Annotated in this window: 20 protein-coding genes; 7 read left to right on the forward strand and 13 right to left on the reverse strand. The window is 47.3% G+C overall.

Annotation, left to right across the window (positions count from 1 at the left end):
- Positions 1 to 55 precede the first annotated feature (55 nt).
- Genes ACT6R0_RS06400 through ACT6R0_RS06415 form a run of 4 tightly spaced genes read left to right on the forward strand, consistent with a single transcriptional unit; the run spans position 56 to position 2,942 of the window.
- Complete coding sequence (locus ACT6R0_RS06400) at positions 56 to 481, forward strand: hypothetical protein (protein WP_444655917.1); 426 nt, start codon at positions 56 to 58, stop codon at positions 479 to 481.
- 56 nt (positions 482 to 537) lie between these two features.
- A complete protein-coding gene (gene hemN, locus ACT6R0_RS06405) occupies positions 538 to 1,902 on the forward strand; it encodes an oxygen-independent coproporphyrinogen III oxidase (protein WP_444652254.1) in 1,365 nt (454 codons plus the stop codon).
- 38 nt (positions 1,903 to 1,940) lie between these two features.
- The gene (locus ACT6R0_RS06410; protein WP_444652255.1) at positions 1,941 to 2,165 is read left to right on the forward strand and encodes a hypothetical protein; all 225 of its coding nucleotides are present in this window, start codon (positions 1,941 to 1,943) and stop codon (positions 2,163 to 2,165) included.
- Positions 2,166 to 2,942, forward strand: a complete 777-nt coding sequence (locus ACT6R0_RS06415; RefSeq protein ID WP_444652256.1) for a hypothetical protein — start codon at positions 2,166 to 2,168, stop codon at positions 2,940 to 2,942.
- A 44-nt stretch (positions 2,943 to 2,986) separates the two neighbouring features.
- Here the strand turns inward: ACT6R0_RS06415 and ACT6R0_RS06420 are convergent, their stop codons facing one another.
- Positions 2,987 to 3,346 carry a winged helix-turn-helix transcriptional regulator gene (locus tag ACT6R0_RS06420; RefSeq protein WP_444652257.1) on the reverse strand — a complete coding sequence of 120 codons (360 nt, stop codon included), beginning with the start codon at positions 3,344 to 3,346 and terminating at the stop codon, positions 2,987 to 2,989.
- 80 nt (positions 3,347 to 3,426) lie between these two features.
- On the opposite strand from ACT6R0_RS06420, the gene ACT6R0_RS06425 reads away from it, so the two are divergent.
- A complete protein-coding gene (locus tag ACT6R0_RS06425; protein WP_444652258.1) occupies positions 3,427 to 4,305 on the forward strand; it encodes an NmrA family NAD(P)-binding protein in 879 nt (292 codons plus the stop codon).
- Positions 4,306 to 4,357: 52 nt separating this feature from the next.
- On the opposite strand, the gene ACT6R0_RS06430 is transcribed toward ACT6R0_RS06425, so the two are convergent.
- The 8 genes from ACT6R0_RS06430 to ACT6R0_RS06465 all read right to left on the reverse strand — a co-directional run bounded on the left by ACT6R0_RS06430 (position 4,358) and on the right by ACT6R0_RS06465 (position 13,015).
- Complete coding sequence (locus tag ACT6R0_RS06430; protein WP_444652259.1) at positions 4,358 to 5,059, reverse strand: sulfite exporter TauE/SafE family protein; 702 nt, start codon at positions 5,057 to 5,059, stop codon at positions 4,358 to 4,360.
- Positions 5,060 to 5,165: 106 nt separating this feature from the next.
- On the reverse strand, positions 5,166 to 5,612 hold the full coding sequence (locus tag ACT6R0_RS06435) for a FixH family protein (RefSeq protein ID WP_444652260.1): 447 nt from the start codon (positions 5,610 to 5,612) through the stop codon (positions 5,166 to 5,168).
- Between the two features lie 19 nt (positions 5,613 to 5,631).
- On the reverse strand, positions 5,632 to 7,050 hold the full coding sequence (gene ccoG, locus ACT6R0_RS06440) for a cytochrome c oxidase accessory protein CcoG (RefSeq protein WP_444652261.1): 1,419 nt from the start codon (positions 7,048 to 7,050) through the stop codon (positions 5,632 to 5,634).
- 5 nt (positions 7,051 to 7,055) lie between these two features.
- Positions 7,056 to 7,967 (reverse strand): cbb3-type cytochrome c oxidase N-terminal domain-containing protein, encoded by a 912-nt coding sequence (locus tag ACT6R0_RS06445; RefSeq protein WP_444652262.1) that lies wholly within the window; start codon positions 7,965 to 7,967, stop codon positions 7,056 to 7,058.
- 16 nt (positions 7,968 to 7,983) lie between these two features.
- Positions 7,984 to 8,175, reverse strand: coding sequence for a CcoQ/FixQ family Cbb3-type cytochrome c oxidase assembly chaperone (locus ACT6R0_RS06450; protein ID WP_444652263.1), 192 nt, complete (start codon positions 8,173 to 8,175; stop codon positions 7,984 to 7,986).
- A gap of 8 nt (positions 8,176 to 8,183) precedes the next feature.
- Entirely contained in the window at positions 8,184 to 10,379 is a 2,196-nt protein-coding gene (gene ccoN / locus ACT6R0_RS06455) for a cytochrome-c oxidase, cbb3-type subunit I (protein ID WP_444652264.1), read from the reverse strand.
- Positions 10,380 to 10,388: 9 nt separating this feature from the next.
- Positions 10,389 to 10,559 carry a cbb3-type cytochrome oxidase assembly protein CcoS gene (gene ccoS, locus ACT6R0_RS06460; protein WP_444652265.1) on the reverse strand — a complete coding sequence of 57 codons (171 nt, stop codon included), beginning with the start codon at positions 10,557 to 10,559 and terminating at the stop codon, positions 10,389 to 10,391.
- An 83-nt stretch (positions 10,560 to 10,642) separates the two neighbouring features.
- A complete protein-coding gene (locus ACT6R0_RS06465) occupies positions 10,643 to 13,015 on the reverse strand; it encodes a heavy metal translocating P-type ATPase (protein ID WP_444652266.1) in 2,373 nt (790 codons plus the stop codon).
- A 153-nt stretch (positions 13,016 to 13,168) separates the two neighbouring features.
- Here ACT6R0_RS06465 and ACT6R0_RS06470 point away from each other — a divergent pair, with 153 nt between their 5' ends.
- The gene (locus ACT6R0_RS06470) at positions 13,169 to 14,437 is read left to right on the forward strand and encodes an acetyl-CoA hydrolase/transferase family protein (protein WP_444652267.1); all 1,269 of its coding nucleotides are present in this window, start codon (positions 13,169 to 13,171) and stop codon (positions 14,435 to 14,437) included.
- 110 nt (positions 14,438 to 14,547) lie between these two features.
- Here the strand turns inward: ACT6R0_RS06470 and ACT6R0_RS06475 are convergent, their stop codons facing one another.
- On the reverse strand, positions 14,548 to 15,918 hold the full coding sequence (locus ACT6R0_RS06475) for an exonuclease domain-containing protein (RefSeq protein ID WP_444652323.1): 1,371 nt from the start codon (positions 15,916 to 15,918) through the stop codon (positions 14,548 to 14,550).
- Between the two features lie 207 nt (positions 15,919 to 16,125).
- Here ACT6R0_RS06475 and ACT6R0_RS06480 point away from each other — a divergent pair, with 207 nt between their 5' ends.
- Complete coding sequence (locus tag ACT6R0_RS06480; RefSeq protein WP_444652268.1) at positions 16,126 to 16,731, forward strand: DNA-3-methyladenine glycosylase; 606 nt, start codon at positions 16,126 to 16,128, stop codon at positions 16,729 to 16,731.
- A gap of 62 nt (positions 16,732 to 16,793) precedes the next feature.
- Here ACT6R0_RS06480 and ACT6R0_RS06485 read toward each other — a convergent pair whose 3' ends face one another.
- The 3 genes from ACT6R0_RS06485 to ACT6R0_RS06495 form a co-directional block, all read right to left on the reverse strand.
- Positions 16,794 to 17,345, reverse strand: a complete 552-nt coding sequence (locus ACT6R0_RS06485; RefSeq protein ID WP_444652269.1) for an exonuclease domain-containing protein — start codon at positions 17,343 to 17,345, stop codon at positions 16,794 to 16,796.
- A gap of 90 nt (positions 17,346 to 17,435) precedes the next feature.
- A complete protein-coding gene (locus ACT6R0_RS06490) occupies positions 17,436 to 18,533 on the reverse strand; it encodes a slipin family protein (protein WP_444652270.1) in 1,098 nt (365 codons plus the stop codon).
- Positions 18,534 to 19,094: 561 nt separating this feature from the next.
- On the reverse strand, positions 19,095 to 19,442 hold the full coding sequence (locus ACT6R0_RS06495) for a hypothetical protein (protein ID WP_444652271.1): 348 nt from the start codon (positions 19,440 to 19,442) through the stop codon (positions 19,095 to 19,097).
- Between the last annotated feature and the right edge of the window lie 271 nt (positions 19,443 to 19,713).

Here is a 19,713-nt window from a genome sequence, read left to right on the forward strand (position 1 = left end):
CAGTGCTAACTTGCGCCGCAAAACAGGTATGGTTTTTATCTTGATAACAGCCGCGTTGCTTCTACTGTTAGTATCGCTAAGCGCGATCTCAGTGATACCCGATGAATTGCTTTCAAAAAAAGTACCGGGGAACGCTCTGATGATAACTAACGTTGGAAACATGGATCTCCCGGTTCCGGTACAGCATTACCTGGAACGAAGCAGTGCCAAAAAATCTTTACTGCGGCAGCTCCCCTCCTTTTTAGTGTGTATTTTTCGTGCCAGCCGGAATGATGCGGTTTTCTATAATACGCTCTCGGCTTACCTGACGCAAAAAACTAATTTAAGTTATTATCTCTTTCCCGACGCCGGGTTGGCCTATGTCTTCGATCCGATCAACGGGTCATGGCAGCTCCTTAAAGTGAAGCACAATGCACAACTGGCCATACTTTCTCAAAGCGTTGTGGCCGACTCCCCTCATGCCCTTTTGCCAAAAACCTGACGAATATCATTTTTTGGAAGCTCAGGCCGCAATACCTTTGGCTGAAACAACAGGATATGTGCCAGTCGATATTACAAAAATATAATGTGCCGGGACCAAGGTACACTAGTTATCCCACCGTTCCGTATTGGGATGGTGCGGGATTTACCGATGATAGCTGGAAAGATTCATTCATACGCTCTTTTGGCGAAAGCAACAGTACTGAAGGCATAAGCCTGTACATACACCTGCCCTTTTGCGAAAGCATGTGCACCTTTTGCGGTTGCCACAAACGCATTACCAAACGCCATGACGTCGAGGGTCCTTATGTTAAGGCAGTCCTGAAAGAATGGGCGCTTTATCGCAATATGTTCACTACCAGGCCGCGTATTAAGGAACTGCACCTGGGCGGTGGTACACCAACTTTCTTCAGGCCGCAAAATCTCCGTAAGCTGATCGAGGGGATCTTTGAACTGGCCGATGCTACGCCTGGTTATGAGTTCAGCATTGAGGGCCATCCCAACAATACCACACGCGAACACCTGCAAACGCTGTATGACCTTGGTTTCCGGAGGGTAAGCTATGGTGTGCAGGACTACAGCGAAAAAGTACAGAAGGCCATAAACCGCATACAGCCTTTTCAAAACGTGGCGCTGGCTACGCGTTGGGCCAGGGAGATCGGGTACACATCCATAAGCCACGACCTTGTGTATGGGCTCCCATTCCAGTCGATCGAGAACATGGTGGATACAATAGAAAAGACCCAGGCATTACGCCCGGAGAGGATATCTTTTTACAGCTATGCCCACGTGCCCTGGATAAAAGGGAATGGCCAGCGTGGCTATGATGAGGCCCACCTGCCAAAAGATGAAGAGAAGCGCCGCCTGTATGAAACGGGCAAAAAAATACTCATTGGAAAAGGTTACCACGAAATTGGCATGGACCATTTCGCGTTGGAAAATGATAATATGTATTCCGCCGCGCAAAACGGCAAGCTACACCGTAACTTTATGGGTTACAGCGCCTCCAAAACACAGCTGATGATCGGGTTGGGCGTATCGTCCATAAGCGACAGTTGGTACGCCTTTGCGCAAAATGAAAAGAACCTGGAAGATTATTATAAAAGACTGGCAGAAAACGAGTTGCCGGTTTTCAGGGGACACCTGCTTACCGATGAAGACCTCATCATTCGCGAGCACATCCTGAACCTAATGTGTCGTTTCGAGACCAGATGGGATGAGGATGGCAGCTACTTTAACGAATTGCCCGAAGTGCTGTGGGACCTCCGTGAAATGGAAAAGGACGGCTTGCTGACGATCGGGGGCACAGCTATAGGAATAACCGAAAAAGGGCGGCCATTCGTACGCAATATCTGCATGGCATTTGACCTGAAACTGAAGCGAAAAGCACCGGGAACGAAGCTTTTTTCGATGACGATATAATTTTTCCCGTTCTTATAAAAAAGCAGTATATTTGTTATATGCAGGAAAAAGATAAAAATACAAAGGTATATCTTACCAAAAGGGCTTTAATCAGTGCTACAAAAAAAGGTATGCGTGAGGCTGCGAAAGAAACCATATCTGTAATGGGATATAATGTTGTGTCAGAAGACGGATGGGTAGTAAAAAAATATCCTGATGGCCGTATAGAGCGCATTAAACAGATGGAGGAAGTGAAAAGACCCGCTAAACTTATATTGGATTAAATGGCTGATTTGAGGCTACGCGTATTTGCAGGGCCAAATGGTTCAGGAAAAAGTACCGTGATTGATAAAGTACGGAATTTTCAGCAAAACGGGAAACCAATTGAATTTGGCCATTATATTAATGCGGACGACATTGGTGCGCAATTAAAAAAAGCAGGAAAATTTTCGATAGTAGATTTTGACATCATTTCGGATTCAGAAGATTTTGCACAAGTTGCCTTAGCTTCAGGTCTTATCAGGGAGGGTTTTACAGAAGATATTTTTTATTCCTGCTGGCAGTTTGAATTCCCATCTTTTTCTTACATTCTTGAGGACAAACAATATATTGATAACGTATCTCAAATAATTGCAGATTTTTTACGAAAAAAACTTTTAATCGACAAGAAGCGATTTTCTTTTGAAACTGTATTCTCGCATCCTTCGAAAATTGATATTATGAAGGAAGCTAAAGACCTGGGTTACAAAGTGTACCTTTATTTCGTTTCCACCGAATCTCCCGAGATCAATAAATTTAGGGTTAAAGCAAGAAAAGCAAAAGGAGGTCACGATGTAACTCCCGATAAAATTGAATCCCGCTACTACAGATCGCTTGATTTGTTGCATGAAGCTGCTCAAATATCGTATCAGACTTATTTTATCGACAATTCAAGAGATGGTGAGGATGCTAACATCTTTGCTCACTTTAAAGTAATAGGTGATAAAAAAGAATGGGATGCCATAGATATGGAAAAAGTTCCCGGTTGGTTTATCAAATATTATTCAGATAAAAATAAGTAGTACAGCTTTACGGCATTTGAGCTATTTTATTTAACAGTCCCCATCTAATACTTCCCGTCAGATACCTGTATCGCCCAGCCCGCCATCGCGTCGATAACAGGTATCAGGCCCTTCCCCGCATCGGTAAGCCGATAGGTCACAAATGGCGGCACGACAGGTTTCGCTTCGCGGATGAGCAGGTTATCGCTCTCCAGCTGCTTCAGGTGCTGAATGAGCATTTTTTCGGTAATGGCGGGTATGGCCCGTTTCAGTTCGCTGTAGCGCTTGTCGCCCTGCGAAAGATGGTATAATATGATGGGCTTCCAATAACCACCTATCTTTTCCATCGTATAGGTAACGGGGCACATGCTCAAGGCATACGCCTTATTTTCCTGTATGGTCGATGTTTCTTTTATCGCTGTCATATATACATACTTTAGGGTAAGTACTTGTAAAAAAGTAAGTAAAGATATAATTTCGCTTTATAATAAAAAAATATTTAACCATGAAAATAGCAATTACAGGCTCGCTCGGAAATGTAGCAGGGCCGCTTACAAAGCAATTACTGGCCGAAGGCCACCAACTTACCGTAATTAGCAGCAGTGAAGACCGTAAAAAGGACATTGAGGCACTGGGTGCGGCAGCCGCAATTGGCAACATTACCGATGCATCGTTCCTTGCAAAGTCTTTTAGTGGTGCTGATGCCGTGTTTGCCATGACGCCGCCCAACCTCGGGCTGCAAAACATTGTGGAAAATACCGCTGCTGCCGGAAAGGCCATTATTAATGCTGTAAAACATGCGGGTGTACAAAAGGTCGTGCTCCTGAGCAGCATTGGCGCTGATCTGGAAGAAGGCACCGGACCCATCAAAGGGCTTCACGCCATCGAAAATGCGTATAAAGAACTTGAGGGAGTGAATGTAACTTTCCTGCGTGCGGGGTACTTTTACATCAACTTCAATAACAGCATCCCGATGATACAGCACTCCGGGATACTGGGCAGCAACCTGGATGCGGACACACAAGTCCAATTAGTACATCCAAAAGATATAGCCGCAGCTGCTGCCGAAGAACTGGTAAAAGAAGCTTCAGGCATTAATGTGCGCTATATCGTGAGCGATGTAAAAACCCCGGCCGAGATAACGGCAGCTTTAGGTAAGGCCATCGGCAAGCCGGAGCTGCCTTGGATCACATTCAGCGATGCAGATAACGAGCAGGGCATGGTGCAGGCGGGCGTTCCGGCAGAGATCGCATCCCTGTATACCGAAATGGGACGCGGCCTTCGTGAAGGAAAGATACAGGCCGACTTTCTTAACAGCGGCCATAGCATTGACGGCAAGGTAAAGCTGGAAGATTTCGCTAAAGAATTCGCAGCAGCGTTTTAAATGAGGACAGGCCGGATCTACCGGCCTGTTTTTTTTAAAATAGTAATATATATTATTTGCACTGCGGAGCTTCGGTGACATAAAGGCTGATGTTAGATGGTGATACATACGGTATGCCCAGTCCCATGCCCCTCACTATGAACAGCATTCCAACAAACACCGCAACATAGGGAACTACATTAGCGATCGTTTTACGTGCATTGTTCTTTAAAAATCCGCTTATGTATACTACAGCACTCATCAGCGGTACCGTGCCCAGCCCGTACAAAGCCATATACAAAGCGCCAAAGCCCGCACTTTGCATGGCTATCGCGCCGAAAAGGGCTGCGTATACCAAACCGCAGGGCAGGAACCCATTGAGCGATCCGGTAGTAAATAATGCTTTGTACCCGCTTTTCCTGAACTGGCTGCCCAAGCTGCTTTTTATATAGCTGATGACCCTGTATACCGGCTTTGAGAAATTATAACGGGCAAATATCTTCTCGGGTACCATGGCAATGGCAATAATGGCCACACCTGCGATAATAGACAGCCATTGTTGCATTCCCGCAAGATAAAGGCCTTTGCCCACAATACCGAATACAAGTCCCAATAAGCTGTATGACGTGATCCTTCCGGCATGGTACACCAGTATCTGTAATGCCTTTCGCGCCGGCTTATTCCGGCTCACAGGCAGCATCATGGCTATCGGCCCGCACATCCCTATGCAGTGCAGGCTTGATATAAGGCCAAGTAAAAGCGCTGAGTAAAGCATTTGTTAGATTTTAGATGGGAGATGAAGAGATAATAGATAATAGATAATAGATAATAGATGAGAGACAGCGCGTTACGGTCTATTATCTATTATCTATATGTCTTTCTTAAAGCGAAAGCATATCCCTGCTCAAATACCCTTTGCCTTCATATTCCCAATCGATGGTAATGTCCCAACGGCCGCCTGCCAGATCACTTTTAGGTATGAGCAGATATGGCGTCGATAATGAAATGGGTACCTCAAAATCGAGCTTTTTGTCAGACGGCCTGTAAAAGGACACTTTTCCTGATATTTTAACAGGGTCAAACCCTTTGGGAAATGTTATTTTTATCGCTTCGGATGTATTCTGAACGTTTACGTCCTGCTCAAGCAATGCAGCGTTCTGCTCTTTATCCAGCACCGCCTGCAGGCCGCGTTCCTGCTTGTAATATTCTTCTACTACAAGCTCATTATCATACTTGCTGTCAGACTGTACCCTGAAAACAAAAAACAGTATAAATCCCATGAACAGCGCGAATGCGATCACTATTCCTGTACCCCAGTTGATCTTCATAGTTTTAAATTTAGTCGTTCTAATTAAAAGTACGCGGCCCCAGGAAATTGGTCGTCTCCCTGTCGAGCAGCCTCTCGCCCGAATATACTCCTAGCATTATTTTCGTTTTGTCGCCTTTCAGATGGGCCGGGTCTATCTCGACGAACAATGTGCCTTGCGCCGCAGCCTCCTTAGCTATACTGAATTCCGCCTTCCCTACCATCTTTACTTCTCCTTGTATGCCTTCCAGCCTGAAGTGTACGTTGTCAATATCCTCCATTGTCTTGTTGACAAGCTTGTAGGTGAACACGTTGCTTATGTTGCCACCTTTATGCTCAAACAATTGGCCGGGAAGCCTGAGTATCGTCGTGTCGACATCGTTGCGCAAAAACATCATGCCTGTAAAAACGCCCATTAATATTATCAGGACGGCGGTGTAGCCTTTCATACGGGCAGTAAATTTGAACTTCTCCTTTTTCACAATGCCATTTTCGCTGGCATAACGAATGAGTCCCTGTGGCAGGCCAACCCTGTCCATCACGGTATTGCATTCATCTATACAGGCGGTACAATTGGTACACTCCAACTGGGTGCCATTGCGAATGTCAATGCCCATGGGGCATACATTTACGCACAGCTTGCAGTCGATGCAGTCGCCCTTGCCCGAGAGCATGCGATCCTCATTTTTAACCATCTTAGCGCGCCCTGCCTCCTTTTCGCCGCGAACATGGTCGTAAGCTACTACTATTGTCTTATTGTCCAGCAATGCGCCCTGCAGCCTTCCGTACGGGCAGGCAATGATACACACCTGCTCCCTGAACCAGGCATATATAAAGTAGAACACACCCGTAAAAATTAGCAGCGCGATAAAGTTACCGGTATGGGCAAAAGGCCCTTCGGTCACCATGAGCATCAGTTCCTTGCTGCCCACCAGGTAGGCCAGGAAAATATTGGCGATCAGAAATGATATTACAAAGAACACAAACCATTTCAGCGCACGCTTCCTTATTTTTTCGGCATTCCACTCCTGTTTGTCGAGCTTTGCCTGCGCATTGCGGTCGCCGTCTATCCAGTACTCTATGCGGCGGAATACCATTTCCATGAATATCGTTTGGGGGCATATCCACCCACAGAATATCCGTCCGAATGCCACCGTGAACAACGCCACAAAAATGACGCCTATGATCATCGAGATGACGAACAGGTAAAAATCCTGCGGCCAGAACGGCACCCCAAAGATGTTGAAACGCCTTTCTATCACGTTGAACAACAGGAACTGGTTGCCATTTATGGTAACGAACGGGGCCGAGAACAGGAACGCCAACAGCCCGTAGCTTACCCATTTCCTGTAATTATACCATTTGCCCGAAGGTTTTTTAGGGTATATCCAGGCGCGTTTTCCGTCTTCATTGATCGTCGCTATATGGTCGCGGAACGTTTCCCCTTCATTTTCAGCCATTGCGATTATTTTACATTAGCCGCGGCAACCTGCGCCGCATCATCCTTCCATATTTCCCCGTCGGGTGCCTTAGCATCTTTCGGGTTGCTGCCTTTCAGCGACAGCACATAACTTGCCACGAGTTGTATCTCAGATGGTTTTAGCGTACCCTGCCAGGCCACCATCCCCTTGCCGTCGCGGCCGCCTTTGGTGATCGTATTGAACACATTTTTGATGCCGCCGCCAAGTAGCCAGTGCTCATCGGTAAGATTAGGGCCTATCGCACCTCCACCATCGGCACGGTGGCAGGCAGCGCAATTGTTTTCAAATATCTTTTTACCCTGTGCCAGTTCGGCCGCATCAGTAAGGAGCGTTACAGTATTAGCATCTATCAGGTCTTTGGCCGTTTTTTTATATTCCTCTACAGCTATGCGGGCCACCTCCATTTCGGCAGTAAATTCCGCATCCTGATCGCCGCCCGAAAAAATGTGATAGTATCCCAGGTAAATGATCCCGAAGACAATAGTGCCATAAAACAGCTTTACCCACCACGGTGGCAGCACGTTATCAAGCTCGTGGATGCCGTCATAGTCATGCTCCATCATTATGGTGGCTTCCTCTTCAATTGGCTTATGTTTCGCCACAAAATAACTTTTTAGTTTTTTAAACCACGCCTTTTCGGTAAATCCGATAGCCTCTTCAGCCTCTATCTTTTTACGCTGCTCTTCGGTAAGCAGTGCCAGCGTGACCCTGTCTATCGCGGCAACCACGATCTCTATAGCTATCAGCAGAAAAATGAATATGACCAGGAATAGCGACACCATAGGGTATTTTAGGAAAGCGGGCCTGTCGCCGGAATCGATGAAATACTCGGTAGCCATGAAAACAATGGCGAACATTACGGGAACCCTTACATATACGGGAAATAAATTTTTCATTGCTAGTATGTGTTTGTTAGCTGTTATTTTCGTTGGCCTCGGCACCGTCAAAAGGCAGCTGGCTTATCTCGGCTATCTTTTCCTTTTTGTAGGTATACACCCAAACATAAAGCACTACAAAAAAAATGAAGAATATCAGCAGGGACAGTATAGGGAAGATCCCAACTCCCGAGATGCTTTCCAGATTATATTTTACGAATTTGAGCATGGCTTTACTTATTTAGTTTCGGCAACAGTGTTTTTTATCTTAATGTCGGTACCCATGCGCTGAAGGTAGGCGATGAGCGCTACGATCTCCCTGTCCTTCATCGGCACAAAGGCCTCGCCTCTTGCCGCGGACGCTTTTTTGCTTTCCTCGTAGCTTTTTACAAAGTCGGGGTCGGCATGCAGGCTTTTTTCTATTTTGGCCGACTGTGTCCCGATCGTCCTTTCCGCATTTTCTATATCCTTTGCGGAATAAGGTACTCCCAGCTGCGCCATCACTTCCATTTTCTTTTTAATGTCCGAAATGTCCAGTTTTTTATTGTCGAACAGCCATTTGTACGCCGGCATTATCGAGCCTGCCGATGTGCTTTGGGGGTCCCACATGTGATTAAAGTGCCAGTTGTCGCTATACTTGCCGCCTATCCGCATCAGGTCGGGGCCGGTACGCTTGCTTCCCCACAGGAATGGGTGGTCGTATACATACTCGCCTGACTTCGAGTACTCGCCGTAACGCTCTACTTCACTGCGGAAGGGGCGTATCATCTGCGAGTGGCAGTTCACACAGCCTTCACGAATGTAGAGGTCGCGTCCCTCAAGCTCCAGTGGCGTATATGGCTTCACGGTAGATATAGTGGGTATGTTCGACTTTACCATGATGGTAGGCACTATCTGTATCACACCGCCTATCAGTACCGCAATGGTTGCCAATAAAGCCAACTGTATGGGCCTTCTTTCCAGCCATGGGTGGAACTTTTCACCCTTAAGCCTTTTGGTGCTTATTTTTTGCAGTGCCGGTGCTTCGGCAAGTTCGTCCTCTATCCCGCGCCCTTGTTTTACGGTCATGATCACGTTGTAGCATAGTACCAGCAACCCGATCACGAAAAGCGTTCCGCCTATCGCCCTCATCCAGTACATTGGCATGATGGCCTGTACCGTCTCCAGGAAGTTACCGTGTACCAATGTGCCGTCGGGGTTAAACTGTTTCCACATAGATGCCTGTGTGAACCCGGCAACATACATCGGCAATGCATACAATATGATGCCCAAAGTACCGATCCAAAAGTGGAAGTTGGCCAGCTTTACAGAGTAGAGCGTAGTTTTGGTAAGGCGCGGAATGAGCCAGTATATCAGTGCAAAGGCCAGGAAGCCGTTCCATGCCAGCGCGCCCACGTGCACGTGGGCCACGATCCAGTCGGTAAAGTGTGCAATTGCGTTCACATTCTTAAGCGAAAGCATCGGACCTTCAAACGTTGCCATGCCATAACCTGTAATGGCTACCACGAAGAACTTCAGTACAGGGTCGGTGCGGACCTTATCCCAAGCGCCGCGCAGGGTAAGCAAACCGTTGATCATACCGCCCCATGACGGCGCAATGAGCATTATAGAGAATACAACCCCAAGGTTCTGCGCCCAGTTGGGCAGTGCAGAATACAGCAGGTGGTGCGGGCCTGCCCAGATGTAGATGAATATGAGCGACCAAAAATGGATAATGGAGAGCCTGTAAGAATATACCGGGCGGTTGGCGGCTTTAGGCAGGAAGTAGTACATAAGCCCCAAAAACGGCGTGGTAAGGAAAAAGGCCACGGCATTGTGCCCGTACCACCATTGCACCAGCGCATCCTGCACCCCTGCGTATACTGAGTAACTCTTCATCCCGCTTACCGGCAGTGCCAGGCTGTTGAATATATGGAGGATGGCCACGGTAATAAAAGTTGCCAGGTAAAACCAAACCGCTACATACAGGTGGCGCTCCCTGCGCTTCAGGATCGTGCCTATCATGTTGATGCCAAATACTACCCACACTACCGCAATGGCAATGTCTATGGGCCATTCCAGCTCGGCATATTCTTTAGATGATGTATAGCCCATAGGGAGCGATATGGCCGCCGCTACAATAATGAGCTGCCATCCCCAAAAGTTGATGCTGCTCAGCACATCGCTGTACATGCGGGTCTTGAGCAGGCGCTGGAGCGAATAATAAATGCCCGCGAACATGGCATTGCCCACAAAGGCAAAGATCACCGCATTCGTATGCAGCGGCCTCAGCCTGCCGTAGCTTAGCCACGAAACCCCATCTGTAAGTCCCGGGAACATATACATCGAGGCAATGAGCAGCCCCACCAGCATTCCTACTACACCGAACACTATGGTAGCGTAGAGGAATTTCTTGACTATCTTATTATCATAATAAAACTGTTGCACTTCCATATTCAAATCTTATTTTGGATTGTTTTGGTTTTTCTTTTTCAGTTCATCATCAAAGAGCATCCGTACCGATGGGGTATAATCGTCGTCATACTGGCCGCTTTTTACGGCTTTTACAAAAGCGAGCAAAAAGGCCACCGCAACAATGATGCTGATGGAAATAAGGAGATAAATGACACTCATACCTATTGTCTTAATTATATGTTAACAAAAGTAGGATTGGATGACGGGGTAAAACATGATGCCCGTCACAGTTGGGTTATTTTTCATTTCCGCGAGGCGAAATAATTGCTCATTAGCGTTACGAAGCTGATAATGGTAATGGTGCTCAGCGGCATGATGATGGCTGCGGTAAGCGGCATGAGCTGCCCCGTAACCGCAAATGACAATCCCACTACATTGTACAGCAATGACAACAGGAAACTCATCTTGATGGTTTTGACCGTATTTTTACAAAAGCGCAGGTACCTTGCCATTTCCCTAAATTGCGAGGCATCGAGTATGCCATCGCATGCCGGGGAAAATACATTTACATTTTCTGATACGGAAATACCAACATCGCTTTGTGCCAGCGCTCCCGCATCGTTAAGGCCGTCGCCAACCATCATGACCCGGTGGCCCTGCTCCTGCAAATGTTTTATGTAGTCCAGCTTTTGTTCTGGCTTTTGGTTGAATACCAACTGTGTCCCCGCTGGCAGCATGGTTTCGAGCATTTGCATTTCTCCGTCATTATCACCCGAAAGCACTGCCAGCCTGTAGTCGCGCCCCAGGTCTTTAAATAACTCCGAAAGCCCTTCGCGGTATTGATTTTCGAATACATAGCGGCCAAGGTAATTCCTGTTTATAGATATGTGCACACATGTTTGCAGCGGGCTATCCTGTCCGTTCTCCACAAAAGAAGCCGATCCTGCCTTTATACAGAAACCATCAATAACGCCCTGCACACCTTTGCCCGTAACTTCCCAAAACTCATCTGTAGGCACTACAGGCATTACCGGCAAATGGTCATATATCATGCGGCTCAGCGGATGGTTCGAGCCGCGCAGTATGTTCTTTATATACATCAGCTGCTTGTCGTCGGGCGGTGTACCTTCAAAGGTTATCCCCGATCTCCTGTTGGTGGTTATCGTGCCTGTCTTATCAAAAACAAGCATGTCTATTTTGGCCATCTGCTCTATTACCGTGGCATTTTTCAGGTATAGCTTTCGTCGGCCCATTATCCTCAGGACATTGCCCAGCGTAAACGGCGCACTGAGAGCCAGCGCGCATGGGCAGGCCACGATGAGCACTGCAGTAAATACGTCAAAAGCCGTTTTGGTATCGATAAAGGTCCAAACCAGGAATGAGGCTATGGCAATGAGCAATAGCACGGGGGTAAAGTAGCGGCTTATTGTATCGGTCAGGGTCTTGTGATCCTTTGCATCCTTCTTATCAAAAACCTCGTTGCTCCACAGTTGTGTAAGGTAGCTTTGCGATACCGATGCGAGCGCCTCCATCTCTATGGGCTGCCCTTCCTGTCTGCCGCCGGCGTATATCTTTTCGCCTGACCGCTTGCATATCGGTTCAGCCTCGCCGGTTACAAAGCTATAATCTATAAGTGTAGAATCGCTTATCAGGATGCCGTCTACAGGGATGAGCTCTTTGTTGCGGATGAGCAGCCTGTCGCCTGCCTGCACGTCATATACCGGTACCGATAATTCGCGCCTGTCTTTAAGCACTTTGGTGACAGCGATGGGAAAATATGATTTGAAGTCGCGCTCGAACGAAAGGAAATCGTATGTTTTTTGCTGGAACAGTTTGCCCAGCAACATGAAAAATACCAACCCTGTAAGGCTGTCGAAAAATCCCTGCCCGAACCCGAAGATGATATCAACCGTACTGCGTACGAACATGACAACTATGCCCAGTGCAATAGGGATGTCTATATTAAGCAGCCCTGCCCTCATGCTTTTAAAGGCCGAGACATAATACCCGCTTGCCGAATACAGGAACGAGGGCAGCGAAAGCGCGAAAACGAGCCACCGGAAAAAGCCGCGGTAATTGTCCAGCCAGTATTCCTCAACCTCAAAGTATTCGGGGAACGATAGCAACATCACATTGCCGAAACAGAAAAAGGCCACACCCAGCTTATAGATGAGGTCGCGACTCACTTTTTTACGGCGGTCCTCATAATTGTCCAGGCTTATGTAGGGCTCGTACCCGATCGAGCATAGCAGGAGCACTATCTGCTTTAGGGGTACTTCATCGGGATCGAACATGATACGCACTTTCTTTTCGTGAAAGTTTACCTGAGAGCTGCTTACTCCCTTGCACAGCCTGTTGAGGTTCTCAAGTATCCAGATACAGGAACTGCAATGGATGTGCGGGATGTAGAGCGAAATGATGTGGGTACCGCCTTCCTTGAAGTCGAGAAGCTTGCCCACAATGTCTTCGTTGTCAAGAAAGTTGAATTTGCCCCCAATATCCTGCGGGGTGGCTCCGGGTGCCGCTTCGAAACTGTAATAGTCCGAGAGCCCGCTGAGCGTAAAGATCTCATATACGGTTTTACAGCCATTGCAGCAAAATGCCCTGTCGTCGAACAGGATCTCGTCTTTTTGTGCAACGTCCAGCCCGCAATGATAGCAAGTGTGCGTATCCATTATCTGCTTATTTATACCTGCTGCAAATTTGGCATGGCACACACTCTTAAAACATGATGGCTGTCACCGCTATAAAAAAATGTACTTTTAATTAGTGACGCCCATCATATTTTTACGTTCGGCCGTAAAATACCTTTGCATAAAAAGTTATCCATGCCAGTATATACAACAGCCAACGAAGCAGTAAAAACCATTCGGTCAAACCAAAGGATTTACATTCAGGCAGCAGCGGCAACGCCATCTATACTAACACAAGCCCTTGCCGAACGCGCCCCGGAACTGAAAAATGTTGAGATCTGCCACCTCCATACCGAGGGCGATGCTCCGTATGCCAATCCTGAATTGGCAGAGAGCTTCCATGTGAATTCCTTTTTCATAGGTAAGAACGTGAGGCATACGCTGTCAGCAGGCAATGGGTCATACACACCTGTTTTCCTTAGCGAATTGCCGAACCTTTTCAGGCGCAACATCATACAGCTGGATGTGGTCCTCATTCACGTATCGCCGCCCGACAGCCACGGCTATTGCTCACTGGGCGTATCGGTCGAGGCAACAATCGCAGCCATAGAGGCCAGCAGTGTTGTTATAGCACAGGTAAACCCGAACATGCCCCGCACCTTTGGCGACAGCATCATCCACATATCACGGATAGACTATGCCGTTGAGGTAAACGTTCCCATCCACCTGCAGCACGCCATAACAATATCAGATGTTGAAAGCAAAATAGGATACAACGTCGCCTCGCTCATAGATGATAAGAGCACACTGCAAATGGGAATAGGTTCCATCCCCAATGCAGTGCTTACCAACCTTGAAAGCCACAAAGACCTGGGCCTCCATACCGAGATGTTCTCGGACGGAGTGATCGGCCTGATAGAAAAAGGCGTGATCAACTGCCGCTATAAAGGCACTGTAAAAGGCCGTGCGCTGGCAACTTTCCTCATCGGGTCGCAGCGCCTGTATGATTTTGTGGACGATAACCCTTTCCTCGAAATGAGAGAATCCTCATTCGTGAATGACACCGCCCAGATACGTCGCAATCCAAAAATGATAGCAATCAATTCGGCCATCGAGGTAGATATTACCGGCCAGGTATGCGCCGACTCCATAGGCATGAAAATGTATTCGGGCGTTGGCGGGCAAATGGACTTCATAAGGGGCGCATCGTTAAGCGATGGCGGCAAGGCAATCATTGCACTTCCGTCGGTCACCAAAACAGGTGCCAGCAGGATCGTGCCTTTCCTTAAAGAGGGAGCAGGCGTAGTAACCACCCGCGCCCATGCCCAATATGTAGTGACCGAATACGGCATTGCAGAACTATACGGCAAAACGCTCAAACAGCGCGCTAAGGCGCTTACTGACATTGCCCATCCCGATCACAGGGCAGCTATCGAAGAACAATTTGCAGCAGCATCCCACTAACATACATATATTTTTGTCCACAGCCCCGGACCGTAAGGATCTGGGGCTTTTGTTTTTTTGCCCTTAACGGTACGTCCAAAGAATAATGTGCTGAAAGTTAATTCAGGATACTATTTCTGATCAAGCACCTTGCCAGGGTATTTTTGCGCAAAGGAATAAATTACCTGCATCATGTAGTGATTGCTGCGATAGGGCGTTACATACTCCTTTATATCTGATGGTTCGGTAAAGCCAACGTCTCCTGCTATATAGCCCATGCCATAAAAATGACCATTCTCCACCCAAATGCAGCTGCGCTCGTCGGGTGTGCGGCCTTTATCCAGTATGGCGAAGCTCGGCCTGCTACCTAAGTAAGAATCGAGGGCACTTTCTACCTGGCGATTGTGTGCATCCACTTCAGGCAGGCCGCTTGTATCGGGGCGGAAATAAGAGGTTTCGCCTTCAACAGCCGCACCATATTTACATAGGCGGTGGTCTATACCATATTCTGTAGCAAGGCTGCGTAATAGGTTAATGCCATCATATTCGTGCGTAAATACCTCAAGGCAGCGCTGGTGCTTGCTTATCTTCCCAACAGCAAGGTAGCGGTAGCCATTGCGCGCTTCATAATCGTACAGGCCAAACTTGGGCTCAAACCGTTTGAGCACCGTATTATAGGCAGGCCAAAGTTTCTTTATTTCAGAACATTCCAACAGCAGCGCCATCAGTTCGGTAGCGCAAACCTCGAATGAGATACCATGGATGTCACGCAGGAAATTCTGCCGCTGCGGCTTTATGTTATGGCCTGTAAAATGCGATGCCACCCGTTTTTTGATATTTACGGCCTTGCCTACGTAAACTACCTTTCTTTCACGGTTATAAAAATAATATACCCCCGGTTTTTGGGGCAGCTTTTCAAGATCTTCAGGCGGGAGATTGGGCGGCAGGCGTTGATCAGGCGCACTTTTTTTTATCATTTTATCCAGTTCGCCGTCAGTATCCCATTCCAGCAGGCGCGAAAAAAGTATTGCTGTGGCATCGGCATCCCCGCCTGCCCTGTGCCGGTTTTCGAGCAGGATGTCGAGCGAGCTGCACAAATTTCCCAGGCTGTACGAACGCAGTCCTGGCTTGATCTTCCTTGCTGCACGCACAGTGCAAAGTTTTTGGGCTGTCCATTTGAACCCCGACCCCTCTAACTGATGGCGGATGAACGAATAGTCAAAATTCACGTTGTGGGCTACAAATATCCTGTCCCTGAGCATTTGGTATAGCTCTTCGGCAATGTCGTCAAATACCGGGGCGTTGCGCACCATGTCGTTATTGATGCCTGTTAAGGCAAAAATGGGCGCGGGTATTTCCTTTTGCGGATCAATAAGCGTTTCCCACCGGCTTGTTACGGCTGTACCGTCATGAATGATCACGGCGATCTCGGTAATACGGCTGCCCGAGGCATTCCCCCCGGTGGTCTCGATATCTACTATAGCATATTCCCTCTTCATCAGATAATTGTCATAAATCCATCAAAGCAATGTGCAATGGATCTTTTCTGCAATATTAGAAAATTATCTCAACCAAGATAAAATTATCTTGCTAAATTTTAGAGAATAATGCCAGGCCTTAAATACATCATAAAAATTTACCGGATCTATCTGTTATCAGTAATTTTGAAAAGCCTTTGACCAATTCATGAGGTGTAAATTTTCAATGCCTTGAAACTATCTTATTCTTATTATCAAAACCCCGATGTACTGTTCCTTGCCAAGGATCTGCTGGGGAAAGTACTTTTTACGCAGATCGACGGGGAAATAACCGCCGGGATGATCACTGAGACCGAGGCCTACCATGGCATTCACGATAAAGCTTCCCATGCTTATGGCGGAAGGCGTACCAACCGTACCGAAACCATGTATACCCAAGGCGGTATATCCTATGTTTATTTGTGTTACGGCATCCATAACCTGTTCAATATTGTCACTTCGATCAAGGATGAGCCGCATGCTATATTGGTAAGGGGAATTGAACCTTTGAGAGGAAAAGAGATCATGGAGCGCCGGCGGAATATGCCTGTTACTAAAGAAGCTATCTCATCTGGCCCGGGTTCTGCCGCGAAGGCTTTGGGTATTGACCGCAGTTTTAATGAAAAGGACCTTACGGGAGACGAAATATGGATCGAGGATCACGGCATCCGCTACAGCGAAGACGAAATTGCGGCCACACCGCGTGTAGGTGTGGACTATGCGGGCGACCATGCGCTGCTGCCATGGCGTTTTTTCGTAAAGGGTAATAAGTATGTAAGTAAGCCGAATAAAGTCTGACATAAAAGAAAACGGCCATCCTTCCGGACGGCCGCTTACCAATTCAAATCCAAAAAACCATATTAGTAGTTCTCAACGCACCATTTCATGATCTTGGCGATGTTGTTGGCATCATCAACACCCCAGTGGTGCGTACCCTCAAGGGGTATATTGAGGATATTGAGCGCACCGTTCATACCTGTAGGCCTCGCTAAGCCACGCACCTGCGTAAAGAACGTTTTCACGTTAATGTGGTCCTCGCCCATTGGGTACGGGATATTGCGGTTGCGGCACTGCCTTCGCAGCATATTGAGGTCGTACTGGCCGTAGCTCGCCCAGGTATATTCCTTGGGGTCGTATTGGTCAGCTACCATTTCAATGGCTTCGGCAAATGATACGCCCTGCTCATCGAGCAGTTGCTGCGTAATGGTCGTCAGCTCCGTACAAAAAGGGCTGAATTCCGAGCGGGTGGGCTGTATCAATATGCCCTGGTTCTGCGAAATTTCGCCGGTCTCAGTATCCAATACGCTGAGGCCGATCTCGATGATCTCGCTTTCCTGGCCTTTCGGCGGGACCTCGTTTTTCCAGCACGTGGCTTCGAGGTCGATGATGATAATTTTATCTGTAATTTTCATTTTGTTCGTAATGTTTTTAAATGGGCTATCGCTGAGATCTCTCGTTCGTCGAAATGACAAAATAATGTTCAATTCAGGATAGCCCCTTAATTATTTAAAAAATAGTTCCTTAAGCTGGCCTACGATATTTCCGCCGCCGGATACGGTAATTTCACCTATCCTGTCAGCGATCTTTTCAACATATTCCATCTCTTTCAATTTCCACAGCATTTCGTTCTCCTCCATCAGCTTCGCTGTGTTAAGGAGGCTACGGGTCGCTGCAGTCTCTTCACGCCTCATGATGCTGTTGGCCTGTGCTTTCTTTTCGGCTACAAGCACCTGGTTCATGATCTCCTTCATGTCGCCCGGCAGGATGATGTCCCTGATGCCCGCATCAGAAACCGCAATGCCAAGATTTTCGATCTTTCCTTCGGCATGCGCCAGGATCTCCTGTGCTACGGCATCCTTCCTGCCAAGCAATTCGTCGAGCGTATATCCGCCGGTAAAAGCCCTTAGTGCAAGCTGCATCACTACATACAACTGCTTGTCGAAGTCCTTGTTATCCTCCAACGCCTTCACAATGTCGGTAACCCTGTACCTCACAAAGAAGTTTATACGCACTGCCGCCTTGTCTTTGGTCAGCAATTCCTGTCCGGAAATTTCCAGCTGCTGCTGCCTCATATCAACGGCCTTTACCTCAACAGAGACAGAGTTGTTCCAAAAGTAATGTGTACCGGCGCCTAACTCTTTCGCAAATACACCGTTTACGTACAGCAATGCTTTTTCGAATGCCTGCACCTGAAATTTCCTTACATATGGCCTTACCCTAACGTTTTCTAGATGTGCCACGGCAATGCCCTCTGTGATGTCGGGTTTAGACAAGTCGGCCTTCACAAAGTCATACGTGACGAAACCTTTCCAGAAAGCGTAACGCCCCGGCGTGAGCACCTCCCTGAAGTTTCCGTTCACGAACTGTAGCACGATCTCGTTGTCGGCTACTTCGATCACTTCGAGCATTGCCGCAAGCTCTTCATTCTGCAGCAGCACGTTAAGTTCGATGGAAGGTGTAAAAGGCAACGCCATGTCATACACCAGGACATCTTTATTGCCCCAGATCCAGTAGTCGCCTTCCTGCAACACTTCGATCAATTTCCTGTTTTTAAATACCAGCCCTGCCTGGTATGCTTTGATAAGTATTTTTATAACCATTATTCCTGTATTTTTTAATTGGACATTATTTTAAAAGGAAAACAAGCTGCGGCTATCCTCCCAAACGGGCGGAAAAACAACCTGACTTTCGTCCCGGCCATTGCGTTTGGCATTACGGCAGAGCAGGCGTACCCGCTCCCCTTCTGCCTTTAGCCATGGCTTTCGCCAAAAATACCGGCTGTTTTTGCTGGCCCATCCAAAAGTGCCTCATACCTGAGGTGTTTAGCCGACAACCGCAACATCATTTTCCAAAGCGCATTCTTTAAGGAGTTAATGCTGCTCCGACAGATCAAAAGTCTGTTTGACAACCGCTGTCAGACCGGGGTCACCGGTGCAGGAATCGAACCTGTCTTTCCATCCATTGCTCTAACCAAACTGAGCTATCACATCGTAATATGTGAGTGGGACTCGAACCCACGACCCATAGATCCTATGGTGGGCGTTTTTGGAAAACTCCCGAAACCTCAGGCCAGGCTGGACAGGAACGCCGCATACCCTTTCGGGCAAAGCATCCTGCAATAGTGCTGTATTGAAACACCCAACGAGACCTGCCTGATATTTTCAGATCACGATCGTTCTAAAATCGTGATCGCTTATCTTCTCTTTCACGGTTATTTTGTCCGTATCAAAAGCTGTGTAATGCGGCATGTAGCAATCTGAGAACTCCGTGGCTACTTCGTGGCCGTTACTGCACAACTTGTTCAGGGCGTCCGTGCCCCCACTTCCGCAACATCCCTGAAATTTTTTCTTGTCAGGATGGTTTGCCAATTCCCCTTCTTTTAAGGAAATTATCAATTGAGAAGCGATAGGTGTGTCAGTAAAAAGTGAAAATCTTCCCACTGCCAAAGCATCCTGCCTGTCACCAAGTCTCAGGCTTTCTTCCGGAATTTCCACTAAGGGGCCTGCCACTTGTACATTGCATTTTTTACAATAAACATAAATAGTCCTCATCATTGATTATGTTACACTACAAAGATTTCAACCCATCTGCGCAACTATTTTGCGCAGTAAAAAAAATTAATTTATAAATGAAAAATTAATTTTACCACATAGTAACATAGGATGTATAGCCTTCCTTAACCTTGGCATATATAGTGAAGCTAAGCTTCAACTGTGTGTAACTCAAACACACCTTTTTTCCATCAACTAAAGCTATGTATCTATGTGGTTAAAATAATGT

It is taken from the genome of Flavobacterium sp. (genome assembly GCF_052437795.1).
Classification (GTDB): domain Bacteria; phylum Bacteroidota; class Bacteroidia; order Flavobacteriales; family Flavobacteriaceae; genus Flavobacterium.